This is a genomic window from Pseudomonas sp. PDM21 (genome assembly GCF_014852505.2).
In the GTDB taxonomy this organism is placed as follows: Bacteria; Pseudomonadota; Gammaproteobacteria; order Pseudomonadales; family Pseudomonadaceae; genus Pseudomonas.
The window spans coordinates 1,422,954-1,449,627 of sequence record NZ_CM181223.1; the positions used below are offsets into that span (position 1 = coordinate 1,422,954).

A 26,674-nucleotide genomic window follows, 5' to 3' on the forward strand; every position below is an offset into this window, starting at 1 on the left:
GTGCGCTTTACTTGACGCTGATCGGGCAGACGAAAGTCTGCGCCGGTGCCACTTCCGCCTCCCAGGGGCGGCGGTAGGCCAGTTCCAGCTTGTCCTCGCCGGCGGCGGTCACGCGGAAGCGCCAGGTGGATTCGCCGGCGCTGCCGACCAGGCCTGCGTCTTCCGGGTTGCTGTAGACCTCCGGGCCGAGGGCGCGCAGCAGGCCGTTGGCGGCGTTGCGCAGTTCCCAACGGAAACCGGTGGTGGGGTTGCTCGGCAGGATCAGCACCAGCTCCTGGCCGGTATGCAGCTTCAGCGGTTTGCAGTCGCTGGCGTCTTCCAGGGTGACCACGGGTTTGGTCTGCCCGGCGCAGCCGGCGAGCAGGGCCAGGGTGAGGGGCAGCAACGAGCGGTACGACGGCATGACGGCTCCTGGGAGGGGACAGGTTGGGCCGCAGGATACCGTAATCATGTGGGCAGGGGATGTTTCGCGGGGGCGTATGCGCGGGCGCGGATGTCGGGAACTCACCGATGGCAGTGAATTTCTGCGCGAGGATTGCATGGACCTTGCCTGCGACCAGAATTCCACAACCACGCCGAAATCACGACGGAGCACGAATGTGGGATGGCGTGGAGCGCAGCGATACCCATCGATTTCGCCGAAGCAACAGCATGGGTATCGCTAGCTCCAGCCATCCTACGTCTGTGCGTGCCGGATGCGGCGGCAGAGTGCGCCGCCACCAAGCGAGAGAGTTAAAAAAAGGGAGGGTAAACCTGGGGGAGGGAGTAGAGCCCGCTCCTCATAGGAGCGGGCCTCGGGACATCAGGCCGGGAACAGCACCTTCGCCACATCGCCGAAGCGCCTGGCGAAATGCACCGTCAGGCCTTCCTTCAGGTACTCCGGCAGTTCTTCGAAGTCGCCACGGTTGGGCTCGGGCAGGATCAGCTCGAAGATCTTCTGCCGGCGCGCCGCGATGACCTTCTCACGCACCCCGCCAATGGGCAGCACCTGGCCGGTGAGGGTCAGCTCGCCGGTCATCGCCACGCCTTTCTTCGGCGCCTGGTTGCGCGCCAGGGACAGCAGGGCGCTGGCCATGGTCACGCCGGCGCTGGGGCCGTCCTTGGGCGTGGCGCCCTCGGGAACGTGCAGGTGGACGAAGGCCTGGTCGAAGAAGGTCGATTCGCCACCGTACTTCTTCAGGTTCGAGCTGATGTAGCTGTAGGCGATCTCCGCCGACTCCTTCATTACGTCGCCCAGTTGCCCGGTGAGCTTGAAGCCGCGGTTCAGTGTGTGGATGCGCGTCGCCTCGATGGGCAGGGTCGCGCCGCCCATGCTGGTCCAGGCAAGGCCCGTGATGACGCCGGTGCCGGAGAGCACCTGCTCGGTGCGGAACACCGGCATGCCGAGGTATTCCTCGAGGTCCTTGGCGCCGATCTTCACCACCGAATCAGGGTCATCCAGCAGCTTCATCACCGACTTGCGTACCAGCTTGCCGAGGACTTTCTCCAGCTGGCGCACGCCGGCCTCGCGGGCGTAGCCCTCGATCACCGCGCGCAGGGCGGCGTCGTTGATCGACAGGCGGTTCTTCGGCACGCCGGCCTTTTCCAGCTGCTTGGGCCACAGGTGACGCTTGGCGATGGCCAGCTTCTCCTCGGCGATGTAGCCGGACAGGCGGATGACTTCCATGCGGTCCAGCAGCGGGCCGGGGATGGAATCCAGGGTGTTGGCGGTGCAGACGAACAGCACCTTGGACAGGTCCAGGCGTAGGTCCAGGTAGTGGTCGAGGAACTCCACGTTCTGCTCCGGATCCAGCGTCTCCAGCAGCGCCGAGGCAGGGTCACCCTGATAGCTGCTGCCGAGCTTGTCGATCTCGTCGAGCATGATCACCGGGTTCATCACCTCGACGTCCTTCAGCGCCTGCACCAGCTTGCCGGGCAGGGCGCCGATGTAGGTGCGGCGGTGGCCCTTGATCTCGGCCTCGTCACGCATGCCGCCGACGCTGAAACGATAGAACGGCCGCCCCAGGCTCTCGGCGATGGACTTGCCGATGCTGGTCTTGCCCACGCCGGGCGGGCCTACCAGCAGCACGATGGAGCCGGCGATCTCGCCCTTGAAGGTGCCCACCGCGAGGAACTCTAGGATGCGGTCCTTCACGTCTTCCAGACCGGAGTGGTGCCGGTCGAGGACCTTGCGCGCGTGCTTGAGGTCGAGCTTGTCGACGCCCATCAGGCCCCACGGCACCGAGGTCGCCCAGTCGAGGTAATTGCGCGTGACGGCGTATTCCGGCGAGCCGGTCTCCAGGATCGACAGCTTGTTCAGCTCTTCATCGATGCGCTTCTTCGCCTGCTCGGGCAGGGTCTTGCCTTCCAGGCGCGCGCGGAATTCGTCGGAGTCGGCGCTCTTGTCGTCCTTGGTGATGCCCAGTTCCTGCTGGATGATCTTCAGCTGTTCCTGCAGGAAGAACTCGCGCTGGCGCTCGCCGATCTTGCGATTGACCTCGGCGGACAGCTCCTTCTGCAGGCGCGCGACTTCCACTTCCTTGCGCAGCAGCGGCAGCACCTTCTCCATGCGCTTGAGCATCGGCACGGTGTCCAGCACGCCCTGCAGCTCGGCGCCGGGAGCGGTGGTCAGTGCGGCGGCAAAGTCGGTCAGCGGCGACGGATCGTTGGGGTTGAAGCGGTTGAGGTAGTTCTTCAGCTCTTCGCTGTACAGCGGGTTGAGCGGCAGCAGTTCCTTGATCGCGTTGATCAGGGCCATGCCGTAGGCCTTCACCTCGTCGCTTGGGTCGTTGGGGGTGTGCGGGTATTCCACTTCCACCAGGAAGGGCGGGCGGTGGCGCTTGATCCAGCCGCGGATGCGCACGCGCGACAGGCCCTGGGCGACGAACTGCAGCTTGCCGCCCTCGCGGCTGGCGTGGTGCACGCGCACCAGGGTGCCGTGCTCGGGCAGGCTGTCCGGGTCGAAGTGGCGCGGGTCTTCCGGCGGATTTTCCATGAAGAACAGCGCCAGGCTGTGGTGCTCGGTCTTGGCGACCAGTTCCAGCGTCTCGGCCCACGGCTCCTCGTTGACGATCACCGGCAGCACCTGCGCCGGGAAGAACGGGCGGTTGTGGATCGGAATGACGTAGACCGTGGTCGGCAGGTTCTGCCCCGGCAACACCAGCCCGGTGTTGCTGACCTCTTCGGCGCTGTGGATATCGTGAATCTCGTCGTGGTCGCTCATGAGGCACCTGACTGATTGAACATGACAGTCTAGATGGGGAAACCGGCTCGGGGTTTCAATCCCATTGCTTGGAAGGATGTGTCCGGAGATGTTGCGGCCGATTGTGTGTGAACGAAGCTTACGAGCGGATTAGCGGGCGCGGCCGCAGGAAATCGCTGGGCGGTCGGCCGAACTGGCGGCTGAACATGGCGCTGAAGGCGCTGGGCGTGCTGTAACCCACTTCCAGCGCCACGCTCAGCACGCTCTCGCCCTGGGCCAGGCGCTCCAATGCGGCCAGCAGGCGTGCCTGTTGCCGCCATTGGCCGAAGGTCAGCCCGGTTTCGGCGAAGAACCAGCGTTGTACCGTCTTGCTGTCGACGCTCAGCCGGGCGGCCCAGTCGGTAAGGCTGGCTGTGTCGCCGGGTTGCGCCTGGATGGCCTGGCACAGCGCGCGCAGGCGCGGATGGGCGGGCAAGGGCAGGTGCAGCGGTAGCATGGGGTCTTCGCGCAGTTCATCGAGCATCAGGCCGAGCACGCGACCGTCGCGCGAATCCGGCGTGACTTCGCCACTGATCGACAGCGCCGCCAGGATCAACTCGCGCAGCAACGGCGAGACCGCCAGCACACAACAGTCCGGCGGCAGGTGCGGCGCGCTGCCCGGCTCCACATACAGGGTGCGCACCTGCACGTCGCCGACCATCCGCGTCCAGTGCTCCACGCCGCCGGGTATCCATAGGCCGCGGTTGTCCGGCACCACCCACTGGCCACTGGCGCTGCCCACCACCAGCACGCCTCGCACTGCGTAGAGCAGTTGCGCGCGGTGATGGCTGTGCGCAGGCACCTGATGCCCATCGGGGAAGTCCAGGGCGACGGCCGCCACCGGGCTGGCAGCCCGTTCGTCGCCGTGGTTTTCCAGCGGTTGGGCTGAAATGTCCTTTTTTCGCATGTGGATGCCTGTTTGTCGTTAGACGACCACTTTCCGCCATCGTTAGGCTGCTGAACAGTCCCCATCTGCATCGATGATTCCGCCATGACCGACATGTCCGTTATCGCCGAACAACTGGCCCGTATTGCCCGGTTGCTCGAACAATCCCTGCCCGTGCGCCCCGAGCTGAGGCTGCAGGAGGGCGCCATCGCCCACCTCTGGGAATACCGCCAAGGCCAGCCGCGCCTGACGCCGGTGATCGAGCCAGCGCTGATCGCCTTTGACGACCTGCGCAACGTCGACCGGCAGAAGGCGCTGATCGAGCAGAACACCCGTCAGTTCGTGTCCGGCCGCCCGGCGAACAACGTGCTGCTGACCGGCGCGCGCGGCACCGGCAAGAGTTCGCTGGTGAAGGCCTGCCTGCATGCCTTCCATGCCGAAGGGTTGCGTCTGATCGAGGTCGACAAGGAGCACCTGGCTGACCTGCCGCAGATCATCGACCTGCTGCGCCACCGCCAGGAGCGCTTCATCCTGTTCTGCGACGACCTGTCCTTCGAGGACGGCGAGACCGGCTACAAGGGCCTGAAGACCGTGCTCGACGGCTCGGTGGCGGGGCAGTCCGGCAATGTGCTGATCTACGCGACGTCCAACCGCCGCCACCTGCTGGCCGAGCGCGCCGAGGACAACCTGTCGTTCCAGCGCAGCGAGAGCGGCGAGCTGCATCCCGGCGAGGCGGTGGAAGAGAAGATTTCTCTCTCCGAGCGTTTCGGCCTGTGGATATCTTTCTACGCCTTCAGCCAGGAACAGTACCTGGAGGCGGTCGCCCGCTGGCTCGAGTCCCACGGCCTGGGCGGCGTGCGGCAGGAGGAGTGGGAGCAGGCCGCGATCCGCTGGGCCACCCATCGCGGGTCGCGGTCCGGTCGGATCGCCGCGCAGTTCGCCCGGGATTACGCCGGGCGTCAGCTCTAGGAGATCAGAAAGCCACTGCTTAGAAAGCCACTTTCACCCCCGCCTGGATGCCACGCCCGCCGGCTGGCACGCTGTCGCGCAGGATGGAGCTGGCGTAGCGCACGGTCTGGTTGGTCAGGTTCTCGCCCTTGACGAAGGCCAGCCAGCGGCTGTCGCCCAGGTCGAAGCGGTAGCCGACGCTGGCGCCGAGGGTGGTGTAGCCGTCGGTGCGCAGCTCGTTCTCTGGTACTCGGTTCTGGTCGGCGGCGTATTCCACGCCAACCCGTGCCTGCCATTGCTGCAGTTCCCACAGTAGCGCGCTGTTCAGGCGCAGCGGGGCGATGCGTGGCAGGGCTTCGCCGGTGTCCTTGTTCTTGGCGCGGGTGTAGTCGCCGGAAAGCTCCAGGTCGAAGCGGCCGTAGGGGCTGTCCAGCAGGTGGATGCGGTCCTGCGCCTCGACGCCGTAGAAGTCAGCCTTCACGCCGCTGTAGAGGTACTCGGGCAGTGCCTCGTCGTCGCCGGCGTCCACCACCGCGCCTTCCTCGTCGCGGTAGCGCCCGCTGGCCAGCAGGCCGATGTAGTTGGAGAAGCGGCTGTAGAACACGCCGACGCTGCCCTTGTGGCGGCCGTTGTCGAAGCGCAGGGCGAGGTCGGTGGAAACGGCCTTTTCCTTGCTCGCGTCGGCGTCGCCCACTTCGAAGGTGCCGGTGGCGGCGTGGGCGCCGTTGGCGTACAGCTCGTAGAAGGTCGGTGCGCGTTCGGTGTAGGCCAGGGTGCCGGCCAGCGACCAGATCGGCGTCAGCTTGTAGACGGCACCGGTGGACAGGCTGCCGGCGGTGAAACTGCGCGAGCCGTCGTTCTCGGCGAAGCGCTCGTTATCCTTGGCGTTGGGCTCGATGCGCGTGTGCTCGACGCGGCCCCCCAGGTTCAGCGCCAGGCGCTCGCTGGCCTGCCAGTTCTCCAGGAAGAACAGCGCAGCGCTGTCGGTCTCTGTGTGCGGCACGAAGGCTTCTTCGCCCAGCGCGGAGAAGCGGCTGTTGGTGACCTGCGCGCCGACCACGCCGTCCAGCGGGCCGATGGGCTTATGCCGTGCCTCGATGCGAGCCTCGTAGCCATCGTTCTTGAAAGTGGTGCCGGTCTCGCCGTCCTCGATCTCCTTGTGCTGGTACTCGGTATAGGCGGCGTCCAGCTTCACCGAGCTGAAAGGACCGTCGAGGTCGCGGATTTCCGAGGCGAAGGCGTAGCGGTCTTGCTGCATCTTCAGGCGCACGTCGTCTTCGGCGGGCGAGCCGTAGTTGCTGTCGTAGCCGCTGTAGGACAGGCCGGCATAGCCGTGATCCCAGTGGTAGCTGCCGCCGATGGCGCCGCTGTCCTGGCGCCCGTCGCTGTTGTTCACGCGGTGCTTCGCGTCATCGCCATCGATCTGGCGTTGACGTGCCGAATGGGCGTAGCCGGGGATGCGCAGGTCATTGAACTCGCGGGAGCCGGCGTCCAGGTGCAGGGCGAAGTTGCCGTCGCCGGCTTCCAGCGCGCCGGCGGCGCTGCGGGTGGTGTCCGAGCCGCCGTAGCGCAGCTCGCCCTGGCCGTGGATGCCGTCCACCGGTTCGCTGGGGATGCGGTTGTCGAAGCTGTTGACCACGCCGCCGATGGCATTGCCGCCGTAGAGCAGGGCGGCTGGGCCGCGCACCACTTCGATGCGCTCGACCACGTTGGGGTCTTCCGGCACGGCGTGGTCGTAAGACAGCGACGAGGCGTCCAGCGCGCCCACGCCATTGCGCAGCAGGCGGATGCGGTCGCCGTCCATGCCGCGGATCACCGGGCGGCTGGCGCCGGGGCCGAACCAGGTGGAGGACACGCCCGGCGTGCCATTGAGGGTTTCACCCAGGCTGCCTTTCTGCCGCAGGGTCAGCTCGTCGCCCCGCAGGACGCTGCTGGGGGCGGCTGGGGAGGCATCACCCAGCGGGTTGGCGGTGATCACCTGGGGCTCCAGTTCGGCGGGGGCGGCATCGGCCAGCGACGGTGCGCCGGCGCACAGGGCGAGGCCCAGCGGTGCTAGACGCCAGCGCGGAAGGGGAAGGGATGGGGGCATGACGAACTCCTGGTTTTTCTTCTGGCAAAGCGAACCCCTCCCTCGTGGTCAGGGATGCGCCAGGCGGCGGAGGAGGGGAAATGGGAATGTGTTATTTGTTATAACATAACATATCCGTCGGTTAGCAAGATTTTCCGGCTTAGATGCTTTAGTGCTTGCGAGCCCCTGGAGTTGCGCCCGGTTGCACCTGTGCGCTGGGCAGGCCCGGTCGAATCCCGTACCATGCTCAAAATTTGATCAGTCCAGCGCCATGTTCGATACCCGCCTCGCCACGCTGTCCGACCAGACCGACCAGCACGCCCATGGCCATCACCAGTTGGTGTTGGCCCTGAGCGGCCGCGCGGAATTCGAGATCGGCGGCGCCGGTGGCGAGGTCTGCCGGATGCGCGCCTGCCTGGTGCCGGGCGATGTCGCCCACGAGTTCGCCGGGCTCGGCGACAACCGCATGCTGATCCTCGATCTGAACGAGGCCGGCACCGGCGAGCAGGATCGCGAGCTGCTGGCGCGGTTGTTCGAGGTGCCGCGCTACCCGACCCTGGATGCGGACTTCCAGCACCTGCTCAGCTACGCCGGCGCGGAGATCGCCCGCTACGGCGATGACCCATTGCTCGCCCGTGCCCTGGGCGGCGTGCTGCTGCGCGCGCTGCACCTGCGCCTGTTCGGCGAAGACCGTGCGCCGCGCAGCGGGCCGCTGGACCTGGAGCGGCTGGACGGCTATATCGGCGATCACCTGTCCCGGCGCATCACCGTGGCTGAACTGGCCCAGGTCGCCTGCCTGAGCCCCAGTCACTTCCATGCGCAGTTCAAGGATCGCGTCGGCCTCACGCCGCACCAGTACCTGCTGCGCCAGCGGCTCGACCGCGCCGCGCGCCTGCTGCGGGAAACCGACCTGCCGTTGGTCGGCGTGGCCGGCGAATGCGGCTTCTCCAGCCAGAGCGCGCTGACCACCGCGATGCGCCGATACCTCGGCTTGACCCCAGGCAGCCTGCGCCGCTGCTGAATCCGCTAGCCTGCGCGTCCTGGATTGCTGATCGAACGGTCAGCTGCCGACCTTTGGGTGCTGGAGTCTTTTGCAAGAACTCCAGAGCTTTCAGCAAGAAATTCGTTGGGTGCAACCCATAGAGTCCGCCCACCGCGTTGCTGGTGCTCCAAGGTGCAACCCGGTCAAGCCAAGAACAACAGCCAGCTCGATACGCGGGAGGGGCAGCATGCCCATCACCGGTTTTGTCTTTGCCTGTAGCGCGCCTGCACCTGGCTGCGCCACTCCCTCCACGGCCCGGCCCGAAGCGCCCGCCCGTGGTCCTGTGCTGTCCGCCCTCGGACCAGCGGCGCCATTCGCTCCGATGCTTTCTGTACAATCCGCGCCCTCGCGCACCGGCTCCCCCCTGCCGCACCTCCATGCGCGCGTGAACCCAGTTTCGAATCGCTCCGGCAAGCAGTGCTGCCCGTCCACGGGACGGCGCGCCAGGTATTGCCGCAGTGCTGGCGCCCGTTCCGGCGCCTGATGGATCACCGGGCCCAGCCCGGGAAACGGCCCGCACCTCGCTTACCGGCGAAGGCGGGACGGAGGTCGCCGTGGTGAGACGGTGGCTGCAGGAAGACGCCAGCAAGGACGAGGGCGTGCCTGCGTCGGGATGCGTAGCGGTTCGGTGCCGGTTTGGTGCCACGCGCAACCCGGTTTGCCTGTGAGCAAGCGCTAACCGGTCGGCGTCAACCACGCCGGCTGCCAGTCAAGGGGCCGCGATACCCCGCGGTCCCGGATAAAAACAAGCTGTAGGGGAGTCCCCATGAGCGTCAACACGCCAACACTGATCACCTTCGTGATCTACATCGCGGCCATGGTTCTGATCGGCCTGGCTGCCTATCGTTCGACCAACAACTTCTCCGACTACATCCTCGGTGGCCGCAGCCTCGGCAGCTTCGTCACCGCGCTGTCGGCCGGTGCCTCGGACATGAGCGGCTGGCTGCTGATGGGTCTGCCGGGCGCCATCTACCTGTCGGGCATCTCGGAAAGCTGGATCGCCATTGGCCTGATCTGCGGCGCCTACCTGAACTGGCTGTTCGTCGCCGGTCGCCTGCGTGTGCACACCGAGCACAACGGCAACGCCCTGACGCTGCCGGACTATTTCAGCACCCGCTTCGAGGACAACAGCCGCATCCTGCGCGTCATCTCCGCGCTGGTGATCCTGGTGTTCTTCACCATCTACTGCGCCTCCGGCATCGTCGCCGGCGCCCGCCTGTTCGAAAGCACCTTCGGCATGTCCTACGAGACCGCCCTGTGGGCCGGTGCCGCTGCGACCATCGCCTACACCTTCGTCGGTGGCTTCCTGGCGGTGAGCTGGACCGACACCGTGCAGGCCTCGCTGATGATCTTCGCGCTGATCCTCACGCCGATCTTCGTGCTGCTCGCCACCGGCGGTATCGATCCGGCCTTCGCCGCCATCGAGCTGAAGGACGCCGCCAACTTCGACATGTTCAAGGGCGCCTCCTTCGTCGGCGTGCTGTCGCTGATGGCCTGGGGCCTGGGCTACTTCGGCCAGCCGCACATCCTGGCGCGCTTCATGGCCGCTGACTCGGTCAAGTCGATCCCGGCTGCCCGCCGCATCTCCATGACCTGGATGATCCTCTGCCTGGGCGGCGCGGTTGCCGTGGGCTTCTTCGGCATCGCCTACTTCCAGGCGCACCCGGAGCAGGCTGGCGCCGTGGGCGAGAACCACGAGCGCATCTTCATCGAACTGGCGAAGATCCTCTTCAACCCGTGGGTCGCCGGCGTGCTGCTGTCCGCCATCCTCGCGGCGGTGATGAGCACCCTGAGCTGCCAGCTGCTGGTGTGCTCCTCGGCGCTGACCGAAGACTTCTACAAGGCCTTCCTGCGCAAGAACGCCAGCCAGCTGGAGCTGGTGTGGGTCGGTCGCGCCATGGTGCTGCTGGTGGCGCTGGTCTCTATCGCGCTGGCCGCCAACCCGGAAAACCGCGTCCTGGGCCTGGTGTCCTACGCCTGGGCCGGCTTCGGCGCCGCCTTCGGTCCGCTGGTGCTGTTCTCCGTGCTGTGGAAGGGCATGACCCGCAACGGCGCGCTGGCCGGCATCATTGTCGGTGCGGTCACCGTGATCGTCTGGAAGCAGTTCGGCTGGCTCGGCCTGTACGAGATCATCCCGGGCTTCATCCTCTCCAGCGTTTCCATCGTGGTCTTCAGCCTGCTCGGCTCCGCGCCGTCCAAGGCGATGATCCAGCGCTTCGAGGAAGCTGAGGCTGAATACGCCGAAGCTACTCAGTCGACCGGCACTGCCGTGACCAGCCGCTGAGACTTCGCTGAATGAAAAAGGCCGCGCTCCGTGAGGGGCGCGGCCTTTTTCTTTTCGCAGGAGCGATGTATCAGTGCGAAGCGTGCCCGCCGCTCATCGCCGCCGCGTAGCGCCAGCAGGCGAAGAGGCAGAGCAGCAGGCCGGCCACCGCCAGCGCGCCGCCGACATAGCCGATCCATTCCAGCCCCATGCCTACCGCCACGCGGCTGCCCAGCAACGCGCCGCCGCCGATGCCGACGTTGTACAGGCCGGAAAACATCGCCATGGCCACGTCGGTGGCGTCATGGGCCAGTTGCAGCACCTTGGCCTGCAGCGCCAGGCCGAAGCAGAGGATCGCCGCGCCCCAGAACAGGCTCAGCCCCAGCAGTGCCGTGGGCGAATGGGCCAGCGGCATCAGCAGCAGGAGCGAGCCGCCGAGCACGGCGATGGCCAGGCACGGGAAGACGCGTGGGAAGCGCTCGCTGTAGCGGCTGAAGAGGATCGAGCCGAACATCCCGGCGCCGCCGAACAACAGCAGGAGCAGGGTGGTCTTGTGGCTGTCCAGCGCGGCGACCTCGCGGGCGAACGGCTCGATGTAGCTGTAGGCGGTGAACTGCGCAGTGATGACCAGTACGGTGAGTACGTACATCGACACCAACGCCGGGCGGCGCAACAGCAGCGGCAGGCTGCGCAGCGAGCCAGAGTTCTGGCTCGGCAGCAGCGGCAGCGCGCGGGCCAGCCAGAGCACCACGACCACCGAGACGCCGGCAATCGCCAGGAAGGTGGTGCGCCAGCCCATCGCTTCGCCCAGCACGCGGCCCAGCGGGATGCCCAGCACCATCGCCAGGATGGTCCCGGTGGCCAGCAGGCCGAGGGCTTTCGCCTGTTGGCCCGGCGGCGCCACACGCACTGCGAGCGACGCGGTGATCGACCAGAACACCGCATGGGCGAAGGCGATGCCGAAGCGGCTGATCATCAGTACCGTGAAGTTCCAGGCGAAGCCGGAGAGCACGTGGCTGACGATGAACAGGCAGAAGATCACCACCAGCAGGCGCCGGCGTTCCATGTTGCGGGTCAGCTGCATCAGCGGCAGCGAGGCCAGCGACACGACCCAGGCGTAGAGTGTGAGCATCAGCCCGGTCTGTTCCGGACGCATGTTGAAGCTCGCGCCGATGTCGCTGAGCAGGCCCACCGGGACGAACTCGGTGGTGTTGAAGATGAAGGCGGCGATGGCCAGGGCAATGACGTTCAGCCAACTGCCGGAGCGGGTTTCTTGCACGGTGGTCATGGGAATCCTGAGGTGAAGTGGGGCTCAGGCCGTGCCTGCGGATCACGCGAAAGGCGTGTCCCTGGCAAAGAAGAATTGTTGTTGCGGCAGGCCTGATTCTACCCACGGGTTGCCCATCACGCACGGCGAATGCCGCCCTGCGCGGGCGCAGCGGCAGGCTCAGGCGGCGTTGTCGATCAGCGGGTCGGCGGCTTGCGCGGCTTCCTCGGCCAGCCAGTCGAGGAACGCCCGCACCGGCGGGTGGCGCTCGCGGCCTGGCACGCAGAGCGCGGTGTAGCGGGCGCCGGGCACGTTGATGTCGGGGCGGTAGGGTGCCAGCAAGCCCTTCTCCACGCTTTCGGAGACCAGCAGCGAGCTGGCCAGCACCAGTCCCTGGCCCGCGATGGCCGCCTGCAGGGCGTAGAACTCCTCGTCGTACTCGCGCTGCACTGCCTGGGCCAGCAGGCAGTGCTCGCCGGCCACCTGGCACCAGGCCTTCCAGCCGCGCTCGTAGAGCTCGGAGTTGTGCCAGCGCACGCTGATCATCTCCGGTACTTCCACGTCGGCGGTGGCCACCAGTGCCGGCGCGCCATAGACGGCGAAGCGCTCAGCCAGCAGGAACTGGCTGTGCATGCGCGGGTAGTCGCCGAAGCCGTAGCGGATCGCCAGGTCGACGCTGGCGTCCTGCTGCAGGTCGAGCAGTTCGCACTGGCTGTCCAGGCGCAGGCGGATGTGCGGGTAGCGCGCGTAGAAGCGCCCCAGGCGCGGCACCAGCCACAGCGCGGCGAAGGCCGGGGTGGTGGAGATCGTCAGGCTGCTGGCGCTGCGCTGCGGGCGCAGGCTGTCCACCGATTGCGATACCTCCAGCAGCGCGCCATGCAGGCTGCGGAACAGCCGCTCACCGGCTTCGGTCAGGCGCACCCGGCGTGGCAGGCGCTCGAACAGCGGCAGGCCCAACCATTCCTCCAGCGCGCGCACCTGGTGGGACACCGCCGTGGGCGTGACGGCGAGCTCCTGGGCGGCGGCCTTGAAGCTCAGCTGGCGCGCGGCGGATTCGAAGGTGCGCAGGGCGGGAAGTGGCAGGTTGGCGAACATGGTGCGCTCCATGGATGAGCTGAATTCATCTGGAAGGAAATCCCCTCAGTTGTCCTGCTCTACGGCTGGAAATAGCTTAGGCAGCAACAGGAGGCCGATCAGGACTTCCGCAGTGTACACCTTCAGCAAGGAACGACAGATGAACAGGATTCTCGCAATTCACGCCAGCCCCCGCGCCGACCGCTCACATTCCCGCCGCCTGGCCGAGGGCTTTCTCGCCGCGCTGCCGCAGGCGCAACTCACCCGCCGCGAGGTCGGCCGTGCCGATCTGCCCCATGTCAGCGAAGGCTTCATCGCCGCCGCCTTCCACCCGCAGCGCGAGCATCGCCCAGCCGAGTTGCAGGCCGAACTGCAACTCAGCGAATCGCTGGTGGACGAATTGCTCGCCCACGACCTGCTGGTGATCTCCACGCCCATGTACAACTTCAGTGTGCCCAGCGGGCTGAAGGCCTGGGTCGACCAGATCGTCCGCATCGGCCGCACCTTCGACCTGCACCTGAAGGACGGCGAGGCGGAATACGAACCGCTGCTCAAGGGGCGCAAGGCGCTGATCGTCACCAGTCGCGGCGGTGCCGGCATGGGGCCGGGTGGTGAGCTGGAGTGGATGAACCACGCCGATACCTGGCTGCGCGTGGCGCTGGGTTTCCTCGGTATCGAAGAGGTACGGGTGATCGCTGCGGAGGGCGAGGAGGGCAATCCCGAAGCCTTCCGCGCTTCCTACCAACAGGCCGAGCGGGCCCTGGCCGATCTCGCCGAGAGCGAGTGGGCGCGTGCGTGATGGCCTGGGCGATGCTGATGGTGGCGGCGGTGTTCGAGGTGATGTTCGCGGTGTCAATGAAGTATGCCGAGGGCTTCACCCGACCGCTGCCGACCGTGGTGACGGTGGTCGCGGTGATCGGCGGGATCTTCTTCCTCACCCTGGCGATGCGCCAGTTGCCGGTGAGCATCGCCTATCCGGTCTGGACGGCCATCGGCACGCTGGGGACGGTGTTCTTCGGCTTCGTCCTGCTGGGCGAGGCGCTGACCCTGACCAAGCTGGCGTCGGTCGCCCTGATCGTGGCGGGCGTGGCCGGGTTGCGGGCCTGATCGCCTGTGGCTGATTCTTGATGGTAAGGTGCCGCGCATTCTCCACGACGGCACCGAAGATGAACGACAAACCGAAGAACCCGCTGCATGGCGTGACCCTGGAAGCCATCCTCAACCAGTTGGTGGCGCAGTACGGCTGGGACGGGCTGGCCAAGCGCATCGACGTGCGCTGCTTCAAGAACGACCCGAGCATCAAGTCCAGCCTGACCTTCCTGCGCCGCACGCCGTGGGCGCGGGAGCAGGTCGAGGCGCTGTACGTGAAGAGCGTGCAGGGCAAGTAACCTGGCGGCTCTGCGTATCGCAGGGCTACCTCCAGCTCACCCGCAGATTATCCAGCCGCTCCTGGCATCCGGTGCTGATCCCCGGCTCCAGGTAGCTGGTCAGCAGCGGCGCCATGCCCTTGAGCACCTGCACCGGTAGCGCCGAGGTGAACTTGAAGCCGTCCGACTCGCTGCCCGCCACATAGGCGGTGAGCGTACCGAAGTGGCGCGGACCGATGTAGAAGACAAAGGTCGCCGTGCGGTTCATCGCCTTCGAGCTCTTCACCCAGCCGCTGCGGGTGACGCTCTCGATGCGGTTGTCGCCGGTGCCGGTCTTGCCCCCCATCACCAGTGCATTGCCATCAGCCAGCTTGAAGGTGCCGGACAGGCGCCGAGCAGTGCCTGCATCCACCACCTGGGATAGCGCCGTGCGCAGGGCCTGGGCCACTTCCGAGCGCATCACCTGGCGACCATTGCCGGATTCCGGGCCGAGGGTGACTTCATAGGGTGTGGCGGCGGCGAAGTGCAGGCTGTCGATGCGCAAAGTCGGCAGGCGCACGCCATCGTTGAGGATGATCCCCATCAGCTCCGCCAGCGCCGCCGGGCGGTCGCCGGAGCTGCCCAGCGCGGTGGCCAGCGACGGCACCAGGTGGTCGAACGGGTACCCCAGGCGCTTCCACTGTTCATGCAGGTCGAGGAAGGCTTCCACCTCCAGCATGATACGGATGCGCTTGTCGCGGGCGTACTTGTGCCGCGACTTGAACAGCCAGCCATAGACTTCCTTGCGCTCGGCGCTGCTGGCGGCCACAGCGTCGGCGAATGTCGCTGCCGGCTGGCGTTGCAGGTAGCCCAGCAGCCAGAGTTCCAGCGGGTGCACGCGGGCCACGTAGCCTTGGTCGTTGAGGTTGAAGGCGCCCGGCCCGTAGCGGGTGTAGAGGTCCTCGATGCGCTTGTCGGTGAGCTTGTCGCCGGCGTATTTGCCCTGCTTCAGGCGATCCTGCAGAAAGGCGGCGAAGGTCGGGACATCCGCCTGCGGCTGCAGGTAGCGGTGGATCGCCGCCAGCCGCACCGGCCAGGCGCGCAGGCCGTCGAGGAAGGTGCTCAGGCGCGCGTCGTTGTCCTTGCCCTTGTACTTCTGCCAGAAGCGCAGCAGGTAGACCTGGCTTTCCTTGTCGACGAAGCGGTCGAGGTAGTCCTGCCTGCGCGGGTCCTTGTCGTCGGCGAGCACGGCGACCTTGCTGCCCTCGTTGGCGTAGATGTCGTGACGCACCAGGTCGCGCAGCAGGCGCACGAAGGGCAGGTTGATCGACTCGCGCAGGGCGTCCTGCAGGGTCGGGATGCGGCCGTTGTCTTCCTTGCGGAAGTTGCTGAAGGTGTGGATGCCGCCGCCGGTGAAGAAGCTCTCGTAGGGGCTGGCGGAATACTTGCGCTGCAGCGCGGCGGCGAGCATGTCCGGCAGGTCGCGGTCCTTGGCGGTGATCAGGTAGTCGATGGACCAGCGGGTAAGGAAATCCAGCGGCTCCACCGGCACCTTCTTCAGCTCCGCGACGCTCATCGGCGCGTACAGCTGGTGCAGGTCGGCGATGGTTTCCAGGTAGGTGGAAAGCACGCGGAGCTTGGCGGTGGAGCCCAGCTCCAGCTTGCTGCCCTCGTTGATGTCGAAGGGTTGCTCGGTGCTGTCGGTCTGCACGCGCACGCGGTTGCCGCTGGGAGTGCGCTCGAAGAGGGTGAAGCTGTAGCGCACGTCTTTGGTCTTGTCCTTGGACAGCAGGTGCTCGCCGAACAGGCCGATCTGCTCGGCGAACTCCGGGTCGGACAGATGCCGCAGGTAACCGGTGACCTGCTCCTGCAACTCATGCTGCAGGGTGGTGGTGAAGCTCATGTCGAAGCGGTCGAGGTCATACAGCGGCACGTCGAGCATGCCGGCCAGGCGTGTACGGGCCAGACCGATGCCCTTGTTGTTCTCCAGCGGGGTGAAGCTCGGCTCGCTGCGCGGATCGCGGAAGCTGAGCTTCTGGCCGAGCGCGGCATCGCGCAGTTCGGGGGCGATCACGTTGTTCTGCGCCAGCAGGCGCAGGTAGCTGTCGGTCAGCACGGCGAGCTGGTCGCGGCCGCGGGCCAGGTACCAGGACGGCCGGCGGTGGGCGATCATCAGCGACACCACCTGGCGCAGCGCCTTGCCCTGGGCGGCCAGTTCGGCGCCGGAGCCGGGCGGGGCGTTGAGCAGCTTGTTGACCTGCTGGTAGTCGGCGCCGTACCAGATCCACAAGCCGTCCGGCAGGCCGCTGACTTCGCCGTAGCCGGGCTGCGCCGAAAGCGGCACGGAGTTCAGGTAGGTGAGGGCGACGTTGCGCCGCGCGGCCATATTCTCCGCGCCGTTCTGGTAGGTGCGCACGCTGGCCGAAGCCATCTGCCGCAGCTTGTCGGTGATGGAGTTGGTGCGGCCATCCTCGGAGTGGCGGTACTTCTCGATCTGCGTAGCGAGGGTGCTGCCGCCGGGCGCGTGGTTGCCCAGACCAACCAGCTTGCCCACCTGCGCCACCGAGGCCTGGGTGAAGCGGCTCCAGTCAATGGCCGGGTTCAGGTAGGGGCGGTCGGGGTCGAGCAGATCGCGGTTCTCGATATACAGCAGGCTGTTGACGATGGCCGGCGAGATGCTCTCGAAGTTGGCGTAGAGCCGCTGCGGGTAGCGGAAGTTGTAGATCGGCAGGCCGCGGCAGTCGGCGATGTCGACGCCGGCCTGGGCCTTCTCCGGGTAGGGCGGGAACATGCCGTGGCCGGTGTACTGCATCAGCGGATCGGAGAAGCGAGCCTGGCTCAGGGTGACGAAATTGCGCTCGTGCAGGCGGCCGAGGAAGCTCGGCAGTTGCTGGTAACCCAGGCGCCGGTCGAAGGGCCCGCCCTGGGGGTAGACCACGTCGGCAGTGCCGCCCTGTTCCAGGCTCCAGGTCAGCCCGGTGGCGTAGCGCGCCAGCTCGCGCGCCTGCAGCTTGGAGGTGCGCGCTTCATAGAGCAGCGCTGCGCCCATGGCGGCCAGCAACGGCAGGAGAAAGAGGAAGAGAATGAGGAAGCGGTGGTGATGCACTTTCTGTGGGGAAAGGCCGGGCCCCAGACTTCCCGGTTGACCTGCCACTTGCGTACCGGAATGCTTCGAGTTGCCCATCTTCACGCCCCGCCCTTGCTTGTACGACAGCCCAGGTAGCGGACTCCGCCCACGTGATGGCCGGCGCCATCCTGGCGCCGCGAAAGCCGCTTCCCCCCCGCAGCTTTCCTAACTTCCAGCGTAGTCGGCGGCAAAAAAACTGCGCACCGGCTGGCACCGTTCGTGGCCGTGCGGATTGATTTGCCGACGGCCAGCAGGTGCAATGTACTGACTTCGACAGGAACCCTTGCCCATGCGTTCGCCTTTTCTGCCTTGCAGTCTGCTCCGTGCTCTGCCTCCGGCCGCCCTGCTGCTGGCGTCCTTGAGCGCCCAGGCGGCGCCCATGCCGTTCTACCGCTGGCAGAGCAAGCTCGATGGCGCCTACACCTGCCAGCAGACGTCACCGGGCAGTGGCTGGCAGAAGATCGGCGGGCCGTTCCGCGACGCCGGCTGCCGCGAGGCCATCCCGCAGACTCCGCCGCCCAAAGGGCTGGCGGTGCCCAAGGTATTGAAGGGGCGGTAGTTACAGTTTCTTGTGGCGTTGTACCGGGACATTGGGTGCCGACGATTCCCCCTCACCCCAGCCCTCTCCCAGAGGGAGAGGGAGCAGATTGTGCCGGCTGATGCTGTGATTTCCTCCTGCACGAACGGTCCCCTCTCCCTCCGGGAGAGGGTTAGGGTGAGGGCAGACCCGGGCGCCGGAGTAGCACCGTAGGAGCAGATTCCTCCGCCATCGTTTCACCCACGCACGGAGCTCACCATGACCGATCACGACGCCCGAATCCGCCAGAGCTGGCAGACCAACGCCGATGCCTGGACCCGTGCGGTGCGCGAGCAGCGTATCGAAAGCCGGCGGCTGGTCACTGACGCAGCGATCCTTGGCGCCATCGCCGATGGCCCGGCGCGGCGTGCGCTCGATATCGGCTGCGGCGAAGGCTGGTTGTGTCGCGCGCTGGCGGAGCGCGGCAGCGAGTGCGTCGGTGTGGATGCCTCGGCGCCGCTGATCGATTCGGCGCAGGCGGCAGGCGGCGCACGCTTCGAGGTGATGGATTACGCGGCGCTGATCGAGTCCGGCAGCAGCCTGGGAAAGTTCGACGTACTGGTGTGCAACTTCGCGCTGCTCGACGAGTACATTGCGCCCTTGCTCGGCGCCTTGCGCGAACGCGTCGCTCCCGGCGGGCGGCTGCTGATCCAGACCGTTCACCCCTGGACCGCCTGCGGCGACGAGTCCTATGCCGATGGCTGGCGGCTGGAAACCTTCGCCGCATTCGGTGGCGAGTTCCGCTCACCGATGCCCTGGTTCTTCCGCACCCTGGAGTCATGGCTGGCGCTGCTGGCCGCCAGCGGCTGGCGTTTGCGTCAGCTGCGCGAACCGCGCCATCCGGGCACCGGCCAGCCCTGCTCGCTGTTGCTGGAATTGCAGCCGCTGGCAGGCTGAACCGCTCTAAAACGGCCTTCGCCGGGTACGTGGATGTGGCGATACGCCGCTATTCCTTTGGTCACATTGCACCTTGGTGGTGCAGACGTTTCCTACACACTTGTGTAACACTCGCCCGCGACCTCAGCCGTGGTCCTCCCGCAATGCCCACGTCCGCTTCACAAGAGCGGGCAGCCTCTTCCGGTGTGCCGTCCTGGAACTGCCAGACACTTCTCCCTCCGTGCCGCCTGGCGCGGCGGCGAAGCCTTTCCGGTGGTTCCGCACCCTGACTGCACTCAGAGTCCGCAGCTGATTACTCCCAAGAACAAAATGAGGTTGCATCACCATGTCGTCCCACGATCTCCAAAGGGATCTCAACGAGCGGCACATCCGTCTCATGGCCCTGGGCGCCTGCATCGGCGTCGGCCTGTTCCTCGGCTCCGCCAAGGCCATCCAGATGGCCGGCCCGGCCATCATGCTCTCCTACCTCATCGGCGGTCTCGCCATCCTCGTGATCATGCGCGCCCTCGGCGAGATGGCCGTGCACAATCCGGTGGCCGGCTCCTTCGCCCGCTACGCGCAGGACTACCTCGGCCCGCTGGCCGGTTACCTGACCGGCTGGAACTACTGGTTCCTCTGGCTGGTGACCTGCGTCGCGGAGATCACCGCGGTGGCCATCTACATGGGCATCTGGTTCCCCGACGTGCCGCGCTGGATCTGGGCGCTGGCCGCGCTGGCGAGCATGGGCACCATCAACCTCATCGCCGTGCGCGCCTTCGGTGAATTCGAATTCTGGTTCGCGCTGATCAAGATCGTCACCATCGTCGCCATGATCCTGGCCGGCGCCGGCATGATCTTCTTCGGCCTGGGCAACGGCGGCATCGCCACCGGCATCTCCAACCTGTGGAGCAACGGCGGCTTCATGCCCCACGGCATAACCGGCGTGCTGATGTCGCTGCAGATGGTGATGTTCGCCTACCTGGGCGTGGAGATGATCGGCCTCACCGCCGGTGAAGCGAAGAACCCGCAGAAGACCATCCCCGGTGCGATCAACTCGGTGTTCTGGCGCATCCTGCTGTTCTACGTGGGCGCGCTGTTCGTGATCATGTCCATCTACCCGTGGAACGAGATCGGCACCCAGGGCAGCCCCTTCGTGATGACCTTCGAGCGCATGGGCATCAAGACCGCCGCCGGCATCATCAACTTCGTGGTGATCACCGCTGCGCTGTCGTCCTGCAACGGCGGCATCTTCAGCACCGGCCGCATGCTCTACAGCCTCGCCCAGCATGGCCAGGCCCCGGCCGTGTTCGCCAAGACCTCGAAGGGCGGCGTGCCGCGCAATGCGCTGCTGCTGTCGATCTTCGCGCTGCTGCTGGGCGTGCTGCTGAATTATCTGGTACCCGAGAAGGTGTTCACCTGGGTGACCTCCATCGCCACCTTCGGTGCGATCTGGACCTGGGCGATGATCCTGCTGGCGCAGCTGAAGTTCCGCCGCGGCCTCTCCGCCGCCGAAGCCGGCAAGCTGCAGTTCAGGATGTGGCTGTACCCGCTCAGCTCCTACCTCGCCATGGCTTTCCTGGTGCTGGTGGTGGTGCTGATGGCCTTCTTCGAGGATACCCGCATCGCGCTGTACATCGGCCCGGCCTTCCTGGTGCTGCTGACGGTGCTGTACTACGCGCTGAACCTTGCTCCTAAAAACCTGGCTCCGAAAGAGCAGGGCAGCGTGGCCAGCCGTGCCTGATGCGCGGTTGAGCGAATGAAGAAAGGGCCTCTGCGGAGGCCCTTTTTTTTCGCGTCGAATCAGGCACCGGGCAGGCTGCCGGCCATGCGGGTCAGGCTGCGGTCGAACTCGGTGATCTCCAGTTGCAGGCCGACGGGACGTTCTTCGATGAGTGCGGCGAGGGTCTGCTCGGCGGTGTCGAACAGCGTGTCGACGATGCGCTGGCGCAACTCCTCCGGGCGGCCGGGGGCGATGCGGACCTGGATGTTGATGAAGGCTTCGTTGGCGGTATTCGCGCCGACCCGATAGTCGTCGACAGCCTGGGCGAAGGTGCGCAGGCCGTTGATGGGGAACACGCCCATGGCTTGCGCGGCCTCGTGGAGTTTCCGGGGCAGGTCGAGGGGCTGGAGGTCGTTGGCAAGGTTGGCGCTGTAGTCGATGGCGATGTGGGGCATGGGGAGTATCCGGCATCAGTGATGTCAGTCATCCTAGGGCGCCAGCGTCGCTGGGGATATGCGGGTGACTACGTACTAAGGCGGGGCCGACCTGCAGGAGCGCCCGTGGGCGAGATCGGAGTTTTCATCCACTTCGAATTCACGTGTGAAGCATCAACGTAGGATGGGTGGAGCGAAGCGATACCCATGCTGCTTCGGCGCACGGCAATCGATGGGTATCGCTCCGCTCCACGCCATCCTACGAAGAAGCTTTCCTGCATCCGCCGCAGAGGGTGGTAATCCCGCCCTGCGTGCTGAAGCGTCAGCCCGCCAGCAACGGGGGCATCGGGCAGTCCATGATATCGGCCACTGCGCGCATCAGTTCCGCCTCGTCGGTGCTGATGCGCCCATCGTGCTCGATGCAGCGCGCCAGTGCCTTGAGCAGCTGCGGCTTCTGCAGCGGGCGCAATTGCTCCAGTTTCTTCAGGGCGCTTTCCAGGTCGCGCAGGCTGCCTTGCGCCGGCAAGGGGCGGGGCGCGAAGGGCAGGGTGCCCCATGCATCGGCGAAGGCCTGCCCGGTCTGTGCCTCGCTGGTTTCGCCGGTGCGGGCGAGGAAGGCCAGCAGCACGGCGGCCGGATCTTCTAGCTCCGCCAGCGCCACATTGCCTATCTTTCCGCTGCCCGGTCGCAGGTTGCGTTCGACGATGCGCAGCAGGGTCCACTCCAGCAGTTTCACCTTGCCGTCCAGCTTGATCAGCAGCGCCATGTTCTCGCGCAGGGCGAGGAAAGCCTTGGCGTCCAGCTGCTTGAGCGCCGGCATCGCCAGGTCCAGCAGCGGCAGGCGCTGACCGGGATCGAGTCGCAGCAGCGATTCTTCCAGCAGGTCCAGTTGCAGCGCCAGGCTCAGGTTCAGGCGCTTCTTGATCTCTTCCAGCTGGCGTGTGCGCAGACCGGGTTCGTTGTCCAGCAGCAGGCCGTAGATCAGCGCCTCGGCACCTTCGCTGTCATGGGCGGCGCGCTGCAGGCGCTCATCCAGGCGTCGCAGGGTGCTGCGCGCTTCCAGCAGGTGGGCGGCAGTCGGCGCGCCCACGGCAGCCACGGCCACTTCTACGGCGCTGGGCTGGTAAGGCTGGCCGGTGACGGCGGCGGTCCAGGCGTCCTGGTTCATCAGTGCCACGTCCAGGCGCGGCTCGAACTTCGGGTAGCGGCCGTCCCAGCCCGGATCGACGCGGCGGATGCGATCCTTCAGCGGTGGGTGGGTGTCGAACCAGCTGCTGCCCACGCCGTCGCCGAAGTACATGTGGCTGAACTCGGCCGCGCGTGGCGCACTGAGCAGGGCGCCCAGCGGGTTGCCGCCGATCTTCTTGAGCGCGCCGGCGATGGTCGAGGGATCGCGGGTGAACTGCACCGCCGAGGCGTCGGCCAGGTACTCGCGCTGGCGGCTCACCGACGCCTTGATCAGCTGGCCGAAGAAGGTGCCGATATAGCCCAGCACATAGAGCACCACGCCGGCGCCGATCACCAGCAACACCACGCTGCCGCCGCCGTTCTTGTCGTTGTTGCTGCTCCGGCTGCTGACCCGGATGCCGGTGCTGGTTTCGCTCCAGCCGCGCAGCAGCATCCCTCCGATCAGGCCGAGCAGGAGCATGCCGTGGAGCAGGGCGGTCAGCCGCGTGTTGAGCAGCATGTCACCGTGGTGGATATGGCTGAACTCGTGGGCGATCACGCCCTGCAGCTCGTTGCGGTCGAGCTGCTCGATGGCGCCACGGGTGATGCCGATCACCGCGTCGCGTGGCGTCAGCCCGGCGGCGAAGGCGTTGATCGAGCCATCTTCCAGCACGTACACCGGCGGCACTGGCGAGCCTGAGGCGAGTGCCATTTCCTCGACGACGTTGAGCAGACGGCGTTCATCGGCGTTGCCGGCGCTGAGGTTGAGCAGGCGACCGCCGAGACTCTCGGCCACCACCTTGCCGCCGGCGCTCAACTGCACCTGCTTGTACAGCGCGCCGAGCACGACCACGCCGATGATTACGGCGGCCACTGAGAGGTACAGCTCCGGGTCGGGCAGGGAGGCGCGGGAGGTCAGGTGCAGCGCCGGCTCACCCAGGTGACGCCAGAGCCAGCCCAGGGCGAAGCTGGTGATGGTCACCAGGCAGACCACCGCGACGGTCAGCAGCAGGACCAGGCGCCCGGTCTGCTTGCGGGCGCGGTCCTGGTGTTCGAAGAAGTTCATCGCGCGTCCTGCGCCGGGGGGTTAGAAGGCGACTTTCGGCGCGGCCTGGATGGCCTTGCTGTCCTCGAACTCCAGCAGGCTGGCGTCCTTGCTGTGGCCGTAGGTGGTGGCCAGGAAGTTGGCGGGGAACGACTGGCGGTAGGTGTTGTACTCCATCACCGCGTCGTTGTAAGCCTGGCGGGCGAAAGCGACCTTGTTCTCGGTGCTCGACAGCTCCTCGCTGACCTGCTGCAGGTTCTGCGAGGCCTTGAGGTCCGGGTAGGCTTCCAGGGTCACGTTCAGGCGACCCATGGCACCGCCCAGGGCGTTCTCGGCGGCGGCCAGTTGCGCCATGCGGCCGGCGTCGCCGGGTTGTTCGGAAGCGGCTTTCAGGCCGGCGACCGCCGCGTTACGGGCGGCGATCACCGCTTCCAGGGTCTCGCGCTCGTGCTTGAGATAGGCCTTGGCGGTTTCCACCAGGTTGGGGATCAGGTCGTAGCGGCGCTTGAGCTGCACCTCGATCTGCGCGAAGGCGTTCTGGTAGCGGTTGCGCAGCGCCACCAGGCGGTTGAACACGCTGATCAGCAGGAAGATGAAGCCAGCGATGATGGCGAGGATGATCATCGAAGAAACGCTCATGGGATGTCCTTATCGGCAGGCGATCGAGCGTCGATCATAGCGGAAAGCCCGCGGCGTGTTGGGCAACTTCTCACGTCTTGTATCACCGACTCTTTGGCGATGTTTCGGTGCGTTGCTGAATGAAAAAGGGCCTCATTGGAGGCCCTTTTGCCAAACCCTGTGAGTCAGCGGTTCAGGTACTCGGCGGTGGACACCACGTCGGCGTAGGCGAAAGCCAGGGACGCCATGTAGGACGCGTGTACCTGGGCTGCCGGAACCTTCACGCCATTGAACTCCAGGTCCAGGGTGGCACAAGCGTCGTGCAGCACGGTCACCGGATAGCCGAAGTCGGCGGCGGCGCGCACCGCACCATCCACGCACATGTGGCTCATGTGGCCGACCACCACCAGTGATTCCACGCCGTGCTGGTCGAGGATGGCCTTCAGGTCGGTGTCGCGGAACGAGTTGACGAAGTGCTTGAGCACCACAGGCTCACTGGGCAGATTGGCGACCTTGCCGTGGATCTTCGCGCCGTCGCTGCCGGGGACGAAGAACGGAGCATCGGCGCTTTCGAATTCGTGGCGCACGTGGACCACCAGGTCACCGCGCTCGCGGAAGGCGGCCAGGACCTTGGCAGCCTGGTCGGCGGCGGCTTCGATGCCGACCAGCGGCCACTTGCCGGAAGGGAAGTAGTCGTTCTGGATATCCACTAGGATGAGCGCTTGCTTGGCCATTTCCGAAGTCCTTCTTGAACGTTGAGTGGTGAGGAAGTGGGACCAGTATGGTTCGCCGCGCGCCGCGCGGGGATCAGGCGGAACGACAATAACCGGGGGAAAACTGACAATGGTTGTGGAACGGAGCGTCGTCGAGATCGGGTTGCTGCTCTATCCCGGTGTGCAGACGGCGGCGCTGCACGGGCTCACCGACCTGTTCGCGGTGGCCGAGCGCATCGCCTGCGAGGAAGCCGCGCAGCAGCTGCCGGCATTGCGCGTCAGCCACTGGTCCGGTGAAGACGGCGGCGAGCCGCGGCGCGTGTTCGACACACATCCAGGCGCGGATAGCCGGCTGGTCGCCGTGCTCGTCCCGCCTTCGTTGTTCGGCCTGCCCGACGCCGCGCCACTGCGCAATCTCACCGACTGGCTCGCCGCGCGCCACGGCGAGGGCGCTATCGTCGGCTCGGTGTGCATCGGCGGCCTGCTGGTGGCCGAGGCCGGGCTGCTCGACGGCCGCAGCGCCACCGCCCACTGGAGCGGCGCCGAGGCTTTCGGCAAACGCTTCCCGCGCGTGCGGCTGGAAGCACACAAGCCGATGGTGGACGACGGCGACCTGATCACCTCCGCCGGGCTGATGGCCTGGTCGGACCTGGGCCTGCGCATCGTCGATCGCCTGCTCGGCCCGAGCATCGCCAACCGCACCGCGCGCTTCCTGGTGGTCGAACACAGCGACAGCGCCCAGCAATGCGGCAGCAATTTCGCGCCGCTGCTGGGGCATGGCGATGCCGCGATCCTCAAGGTGCAGCACTGGCTGCAGGGCAATGGCGCGGTGGACGTCAGCCTCGCCGCCATGGCCGCCCAGGCCGGGCTGGAGGAGCGCACCTTCCTGCGGCGCTTCCGCGCCGCCACCGGGCTCAAGCCCACCGAGTACTGCCAGCACCTGCGGGTGGGCAAGGCGCGCGAGCTGCTGGAGTTCACCAACGGCACGGTGGACCACATCGCCTATACGGTCGGCTACCTCGATCCGGGCTCGTTCCGTAGTACCTTCCGCAAGATCACCGGGATGGCGCCGAGCGACTACCGCAAGCGCTTCGGCGCCAAGCCAGCCGAGGTCCTGCTCAGGGACTGACCGATGGGTTGTCCGCCGCCTGCTGCAGCAGCTGCGTGAGCAGCGGTGCATATTCGGCGTCGGTCATGGCCGGGTGCACCTGCAGGTGCATCAGGTCGGTCCACTGCAGCATCCAGCGCTGCACATCGAGCGGGTTCTCGGCCTCCGCCAGGCCGAAACCGAGCATGTGGCCCATGGCGTGCCAGCGGCCGACCAGCTTCACGCCGGGCGGCGGCAGGCCGCCGGTCTTGAGGAACCGTTGAATGATCCTGTCGCGGTTCTCGATGGGGATGGTCCAGTTCACCAGATAGAGCATGTCGCACCTCCGGCCCGGCTCCGGGCTTCGATGGACGCGGACCCGAACCGGCGACGCCGCCAGAGCCGCGCCGGTGTATCCCAGGCGTGACAGCCTCCGGCTGGGAGCGGCGTTCTCCCGACAGGCATAGCAGTACCCAGCGAAGCGGGAGCGGCCGCTGATCGGCAACGGGCTGGGCAGTCGATCGGCGGTCGGAGTCTGTGCCTGAGAACACCGTCCCACAACCGCCAGACTCGCGCTAATATACTTATTGAAAGGCTTATATTTCTGCCTCTCCCCGCGAGGCAGCCATGAACCGGATCAACTGGACCTGAAAGGCCGTGAAGCAGCTTGGCAGGCTCAACAAGGCGGACCAGCCGGTGATCTACGACGCCGTGCAGGAGCTGGCCCGGATGCCGGCTGTGCCGAACGTCAAAAGGTTGGTCAACCATGCCTACGGCTACCGCCTGCGGGTGGGCAGGTACCGGGTGCTGTTCGACTGGGATGGCGGCATCCGCATCGTGAATATCGAAGAGGTCAGCAAGCGCGATGAGCACACGTACTAGCGTGCAGATCATCAACGGACCGGACGGCGTTCCGGCGTTCGTGGTCATTCCCTATGCGGAGTACATCGCCAGCCACCCGAAGGAGGACCTGCTCCCCAACGAGGTGGTGGGCTTCATGGTCAAGGAAGGGCTGAGCCCTGTCGGCGCCTGGCGCAGGCACCTGGGCCTGACCCAGGCGGAAGTGGCCGAGCGCATCGGCATCAGCCAGTCCGCCTATGCCCAGCAGGAAGCAGCGAGCCGGCCGCGCAAACCCACGCGAGAGAAACTCGCCAAAGCACTGGGAATTCACGCCGACCTGCTGGACCTCTGAGCCG

24 protein-coding genes are annotated in these 26,674 nt (G+C 66.4%); 12 read left to right on the plus strand and 12 right to left on the minus strand.

The genetic code is table 11. The annotated features are described in order from the left end of the window. Nucleotides 1-7 precede the first annotated feature (7 nt). From IB275_RS06715 to IB275_RS06725, 3 genes are all read right to left on the minus strand, one after another. Nucleotides 8-403, minus strand: coding sequence for a protease inhibitor I42 family protein (locus IB275_RS06715; RefSeq protein WP_081517644.1), 396 nt, complete (start codon nt 401-403; stop codon nt 8-10). Between the two features lie 399 nt (nt 404-802). Further along, nucleotides 803-3,202, minus strand: a complete 2,400-nt coding sequence (gene lon, locus IB275_RS06720; RefSeq protein WP_192224808.1) for an endopeptidase La — start codon at nt 3,200-3,202, stop codon at nt 803-805. A gap of 118 nt (nt 3,203-3,320) precedes the next feature. Continuing rightward, complete coding sequence (locus tag IB275_RS06725; protein WP_192289721.1) at nt 3,321-4,127, minus strand: AraC family transcriptional regulator; 807 nt, start codon at nt 4,125-4,127, stop codon at nt 3,321-3,323. An 84-nt stretch (nt 4,128-4,211) separates the two neighbouring features. On the opposite strand from IB275_RS06725, the gene IB275_RS06730 reads away from it, so the two are divergent. Next, on the plus strand, nt 4,212-5,075 hold the full coding sequence (locus tag IB275_RS06730; protein WP_192289719.1) for an ATP-binding protein: 864 nt from the start codon (nt 4,212-4,214) through the stop codon (nt 5,073-5,075). Nucleotides 5,076-5,094: 19 nt separating this feature from the next. On the opposite strand, the gene IB275_RS06735 is transcribed toward IB275_RS06730, so the two are convergent. Continuing rightward, complete coding sequence (locus IB275_RS06735; protein WP_192289717.1) at nt 5,095-7,143, minus strand: TonB-dependent receptor; 2,049 nt, start codon at nt 7,141-7,143, stop codon at nt 5,095-5,097. A 250-nt stretch (nt 7,144-7,393) separates the two neighbouring features. Here IB275_RS06735 and IB275_RS06740 point away from each other — a divergent pair, with 250 nt between their 5' ends. Both IB275_RS06740 and putP read left to right on the plus strand, forming a co-directional pair. Further along, nucleotides 7,394-8,143: a helix-turn-helix transcriptional regulator gene (locus IB275_RS06740; protein ID WP_081517649.1), complete on the plus strand. Its 750-nt coding sequence runs from the start codon at nt 7,394-7,396 to the stop codon at nt 8,141-8,143. Between the two features lie 787 nt (nt 8,144-8,930). Then, nucleotides 8,931-10,448, plus strand: a complete 1,518-nt coding sequence (gene putP / locus IB275_RS06745; protein ID WP_192289715.1) for a sodium/proline symporter PutP — start codon at nt 8,931-8,933, stop codon at nt 10,446-10,448. A 70-nt stretch (nt 10,449-10,518) separates the two neighbouring features. Here putP and IB275_RS06750 read toward each other — a convergent pair whose 3' ends face one another. Both IB275_RS06750 and IB275_RS06755 read right to left on the minus strand, forming a co-directional pair. Continuing rightward, a complete protein-coding gene (locus IB275_RS06750; protein ID WP_192289713.1) occupies nt 10,519-11,715 on the minus strand; it encodes a sugar transporter in 1,197 nt (398 codons plus the stop codon). A gap of 159 nt (nt 11,716-11,874) precedes the next feature. Beyond that, a complete protein-coding gene (locus IB275_RS06755; RefSeq protein WP_192289712.1) occupies nt 11,875-12,789 on the minus strand; it encodes a LysR substrate-binding domain-containing protein in 915 nt (304 codons plus the stop codon). A gap of 139 nt (nt 12,790-12,928) precedes the next feature. Here IB275_RS06755 and IB275_RS06760 point away from each other — a divergent pair, with 139 nt between their 5' ends. The 3 genes from IB275_RS06760 to IB275_RS06770 are packed head-to-tail and all read left to right on the plus strand — an operon-like array spanning nt 12,929 to nt 14,156. Beyond that, nucleotides 12,929-13,567, plus strand: coding sequence for an FMN-dependent NADH-azoreductase (locus tag IB275_RS06760; RefSeq protein ID WP_192289710.1), 639 nt, complete (start codon nt 12,929-12,931; stop codon nt 13,565-13,567). Further along, complete coding sequence (locus IB275_RS06765) at nt 13,567-13,875, plus strand: DMT family transporter (RefSeq protein ID WP_081517654.1); 309 nt, start codon at nt 13,567-13,569, stop codon at nt 13,873-13,875. The genes IB275_RS06760 and IB275_RS06765 overlap by 1 nt, the downstream gene beginning before the upstream one ends. A 59-nt stretch (nt 13,876-13,934) precedes the next feature. Then, nucleotides 13,935-14,156: a VF530 family protein gene (locus IB275_RS06770; protein ID WP_024765559.1), complete on the plus strand. Its 222-nt coding sequence runs from the start codon at nt 13,935-13,937 to the stop codon at nt 14,154-14,156. Nucleotides 14,157-14,181: 25 nt separating this feature from the next. Here IB275_RS06770 and IB275_RS06775 read toward each other — a convergent pair whose 3' ends face one another. After that, complete coding sequence (locus IB275_RS06775) at nt 14,182-17,298, minus strand: transglycosylase domain-containing protein (protein ID WP_192289708.1); 3,117 nt, start codon at nt 17,296-17,298, stop codon at nt 14,182-14,184. A 232-nt stretch (nt 17,299-17,530) separates the two neighbouring features. On the opposite strand from IB275_RS06775, the gene IB275_RS06780 reads away from it, so the two are divergent. The 3 genes from IB275_RS06780 (at nt 17,531) to IB275_RS06790 (ending at nt 20,435) form a co-directional block, all read left to right on the plus strand. Further along, nucleotides 17,531-17,800 (plus strand): hypothetical protein, encoded by a 270-nt coding sequence (locus IB275_RS06780; RefSeq protein ID WP_192289706.1) that lies wholly within the window; start codon nt 17,531-17,533, stop codon nt 17,798-17,800. Nucleotides 17,801-18,037: 237 nt separating this feature from the next. Continuing rightward, nucleotides 18,038-18,715 (plus strand): class I SAM-dependent methyltransferase, encoded by a 678-nt coding sequence (locus IB275_RS06785; RefSeq protein ID WP_192289704.1) that lies wholly within the window; start codon nt 18,038-18,040, stop codon nt 18,713-18,715. Between the two features lie 325 nt (nt 18,716-19,040). Next, on the plus strand, nt 19,041-20,435 hold the full coding sequence (locus IB275_RS06790) for an amino acid permease (protein WP_192289702.1): 1,395 nt from the start codon (nt 19,041-19,043) through the stop codon (nt 20,433-20,435). Nucleotides 20,436-20,494: 59 nt separating this feature from the next. Here the strand turns inward: IB275_RS06790 and IB275_RS06795 are convergent, their stop codons facing one another. The 4 genes from IB275_RS06795 to IB275_RS06810 all read right to left on the minus strand — a co-directional run bounded on the left by IB275_RS06795 (nt 20,495) and on the right by IB275_RS06810 (nt 24,412). Next, a complete protein-coding gene (locus IB275_RS06795) occupies nt 20,495-20,869 on the minus strand; it encodes a 5-carboxymethyl-2-hydroxymuconate Delta-isomerase (RefSeq protein ID WP_192289700.1) in 375 nt (124 codons plus the stop codon). Nucleotides 20,870-21,170: 301 nt separating this feature from the next. Next, a complete protein-coding gene (locus IB275_RS06800) occupies nt 21,171-23,081 on the minus strand; it encodes a M48 family metallopeptidase (protein WP_192289698.1) in 1,911 nt (636 codons plus the stop codon). Between the two features lie 21 nt (nt 23,082-23,102). Continuing rightward, a complete protein-coding gene (locus IB275_RS06805) occupies nt 23,103-23,699 on the minus strand; it encodes a LemA family protein (protein WP_192289696.1) in 597 nt (198 codons plus the stop codon). Nucleotides 23,700-23,863: 164 nt separating this feature from the next. Continuing rightward, the gene (locus IB275_RS06810) at nt 23,864-24,412 is read right to left on the minus strand and encodes a cysteine hydrolase family protein (protein ID WP_192289694.1); all 549 of its coding nucleotides are present in this window, start codon (nt 24,410-24,412) and stop codon (nt 23,864-23,866) included. Nucleotides 24,413-24,521: 109 nt separating this feature from the next. Here IB275_RS06810 and IB275_RS06815 point away from each other — a divergent pair, with 109 nt between their 5' ends. Continuing rightward, a complete protein-coding gene (locus tag IB275_RS06815) occupies nt 24,522-25,520 on the plus strand; it encodes a GlxA family transcriptional regulator (RefSeq protein WP_192289692.1) in 999 nt (332 codons plus the stop codon). On the opposite strand, the gene IB275_RS06820 is transcribed toward IB275_RS06815, so the two are convergent. Next, on the minus strand, nt 25,510-25,815 hold the full coding sequence (locus IB275_RS06820; RefSeq protein WP_192289690.1) for a DUF3303 domain-containing protein: 306 nt from the start codon (nt 25,813-25,815) through the stop codon (nt 25,510-25,512). The genes IB275_RS06815 and IB275_RS06820 overlap by 11 nt on opposite strands. Before the next feature lie 320 nt (nt 25,816-26,135). On the opposite strand from IB275_RS06820, the gene IB275_RS06825 reads away from it, so the two are divergent. Continuing rightward, nucleotides 26,136-26,360 (plus strand): type II toxin-antitoxin system RelE family toxin, encoded by a 225-nt coding sequence (locus IB275_RS06825; RefSeq protein WP_285886447.1) that lies wholly within the window; start codon nt 26,136-26,138, stop codon nt 26,358-26,360. Further along, entirely contained in the window at nt 26,344-26,670 is a 327-nt protein-coding gene (locus IB275_RS06830) for a helix-turn-helix domain-containing protein (RefSeq protein ID WP_192289688.1), read from the plus strand. The genes IB275_RS06825 and IB275_RS06830 overlap by 17 nt, the downstream gene beginning before the upstream one ends. The last annotated feature ends 4 nt before the right edge of the window (nt 26,671-26,674 follow it).

Coding starts and splice junctions, on each gene's coding strand:
- IB275_RS06785 (WP_192289704.1), top strand. CDS start 18,038: ATGACCGATCACGACGCCCGAATCCGCCAGAGCTGGCAGACCAACGCC.
- IB275_RS06815 (WP_192289692.1), top strand. CDS start 24,522: ATGGTTGTGGAACGGAGCGTCGTCGAGATCGGGTTGCTGCTCTATCCC.
- IB275_RS06805 (WP_192289696.1), bottom strand. CDS start 23,699: ATGAGCGTTTCTTCGATGATCATCCTCGCCATCATCGCTGGCTTCATC.
- IB275_RS06750 (WP_192289713.1), bottom strand. CDS start 11,715: ATGACCACCGTGCAAGAAACCCGCTCCGGCAGTTGGCTGAACGTCATT.
- IB275_RS06730 (WP_192289719.1), top strand. CDS start 4,212: ATGACCGACATGTCCGTTATCGCCGAACAACTGGCCCGTATTGCCCGG.
- IB275_RS06790 (WP_192289702.1), top strand. CDS start 19,041: ATGTCGTCCCACGATCTCCAAAGGGATCTCAACGAGCGGCACATCCGT.
- IB275_RS06810 (WP_192289694.1), bottom strand. CDS start 24,412: ATGGCCAAGCAAGCGCTCATCCTAGTGGATATCCAGAACGACTACTTC.
- IB275_RS06775 (WP_192289708.1), bottom strand. CDS start 17,298: ATGGGCAACTCGAAGCATTCCGGTACGCAAGTGGCAGGTCAACCGGGA.
- putP (WP_192289715.1), top strand. CDS start 8,931: ATGAGCGTCAACACGCCAACACTGATCACCTTCGTGATCTACATCGCG.
- IB275_RS06770 (WP_024765559.1), top strand. CDS start 13,935: ATGAACGACAAACCGAAGAACCCGCTGCATGGCGTGACCCTGGAAGCC.
- IB275_RS06735 (WP_192289717.1), bottom strand. CDS start 7,143: ATGCCCCCATCCCTTCCCCTTCCGCGCTGGCGTCTAGCACCGCTGGGC.
- IB275_RS06780 (WP_192289706.1), top strand. CDS start 17,531: ATGCGTTCGCCTTTTCTGCCTTGCAGTCTGCTCCGTGCTCTGCCTCCG.
- IB275_RS06795 (WP_192289700.1), bottom strand. CDS start 20,869: ATGCCCCACATCGCCATCGACTACAGCGCCAACCTTGCCAACGACCTC.
- IB275_RS06765 (WP_081517654.1), top strand. CDS start 13,567: ATGGCCTGGGCGATGCTGATGGTGGCGGCGGTGTTCGAGGTGATGTTC.
- IB275_RS06820 (WP_192289690.1), bottom strand. CDS start 25,815: ATGCTCTATCTGGTGAACTGGACCATCCCCATCGAGAACCGCGACAGG.
- IB275_RS06715 (WP_081517644.1), bottom strand. CDS start 403: ATGCCGTCGTACCGCTCGTTGCTGCCCCTCACCCTGGCCCTGCTCGCC.
- lon (WP_192224808.1), bottom strand. CDS start 3,202: ATGAGCGACCACGACGAGATTCACGATATCCACAGCGCCGAAGAGGTC.
- IB275_RS06755 (WP_192289712.1), bottom strand. CDS start 12,789: ATGTTCGCCAACCTGCCACTTCCCGCCCTGCGCACCTTCGAATCCGCC.
- IB275_RS06740 (WP_081517649.1), top strand. CDS start 7,394: ATGTTCGATACCCGCCTCGCCACGCTGTCCGACCAGACCGACCAGCAC.
- IB275_RS06760 (WP_192289710.1), top strand. CDS start 12,929: ATGAACAGGATTCTCGCAATTCACGCCAGCCCCCGCGCCGACCGCTCA.
- IB275_RS06800 (WP_192289698.1), bottom strand. CDS start 23,081: ATGAACTTCTTCGAACACCAGGACCGCGCCCGCAAGCAGACCGGGCGC.
- IB275_RS06830 (WP_192289688.1), top strand. CDS start 26,344: ATGAGCACACGTACTAGCGTGCAGATCATCAACGGACCGGACGGCGTT.
- IB275_RS06725 (WP_192289721.1), bottom strand. CDS start 4,127: ATGCGAAAAAAGGACATTTCAGCCCAACCGCTGGAAAACCACGGCGAC.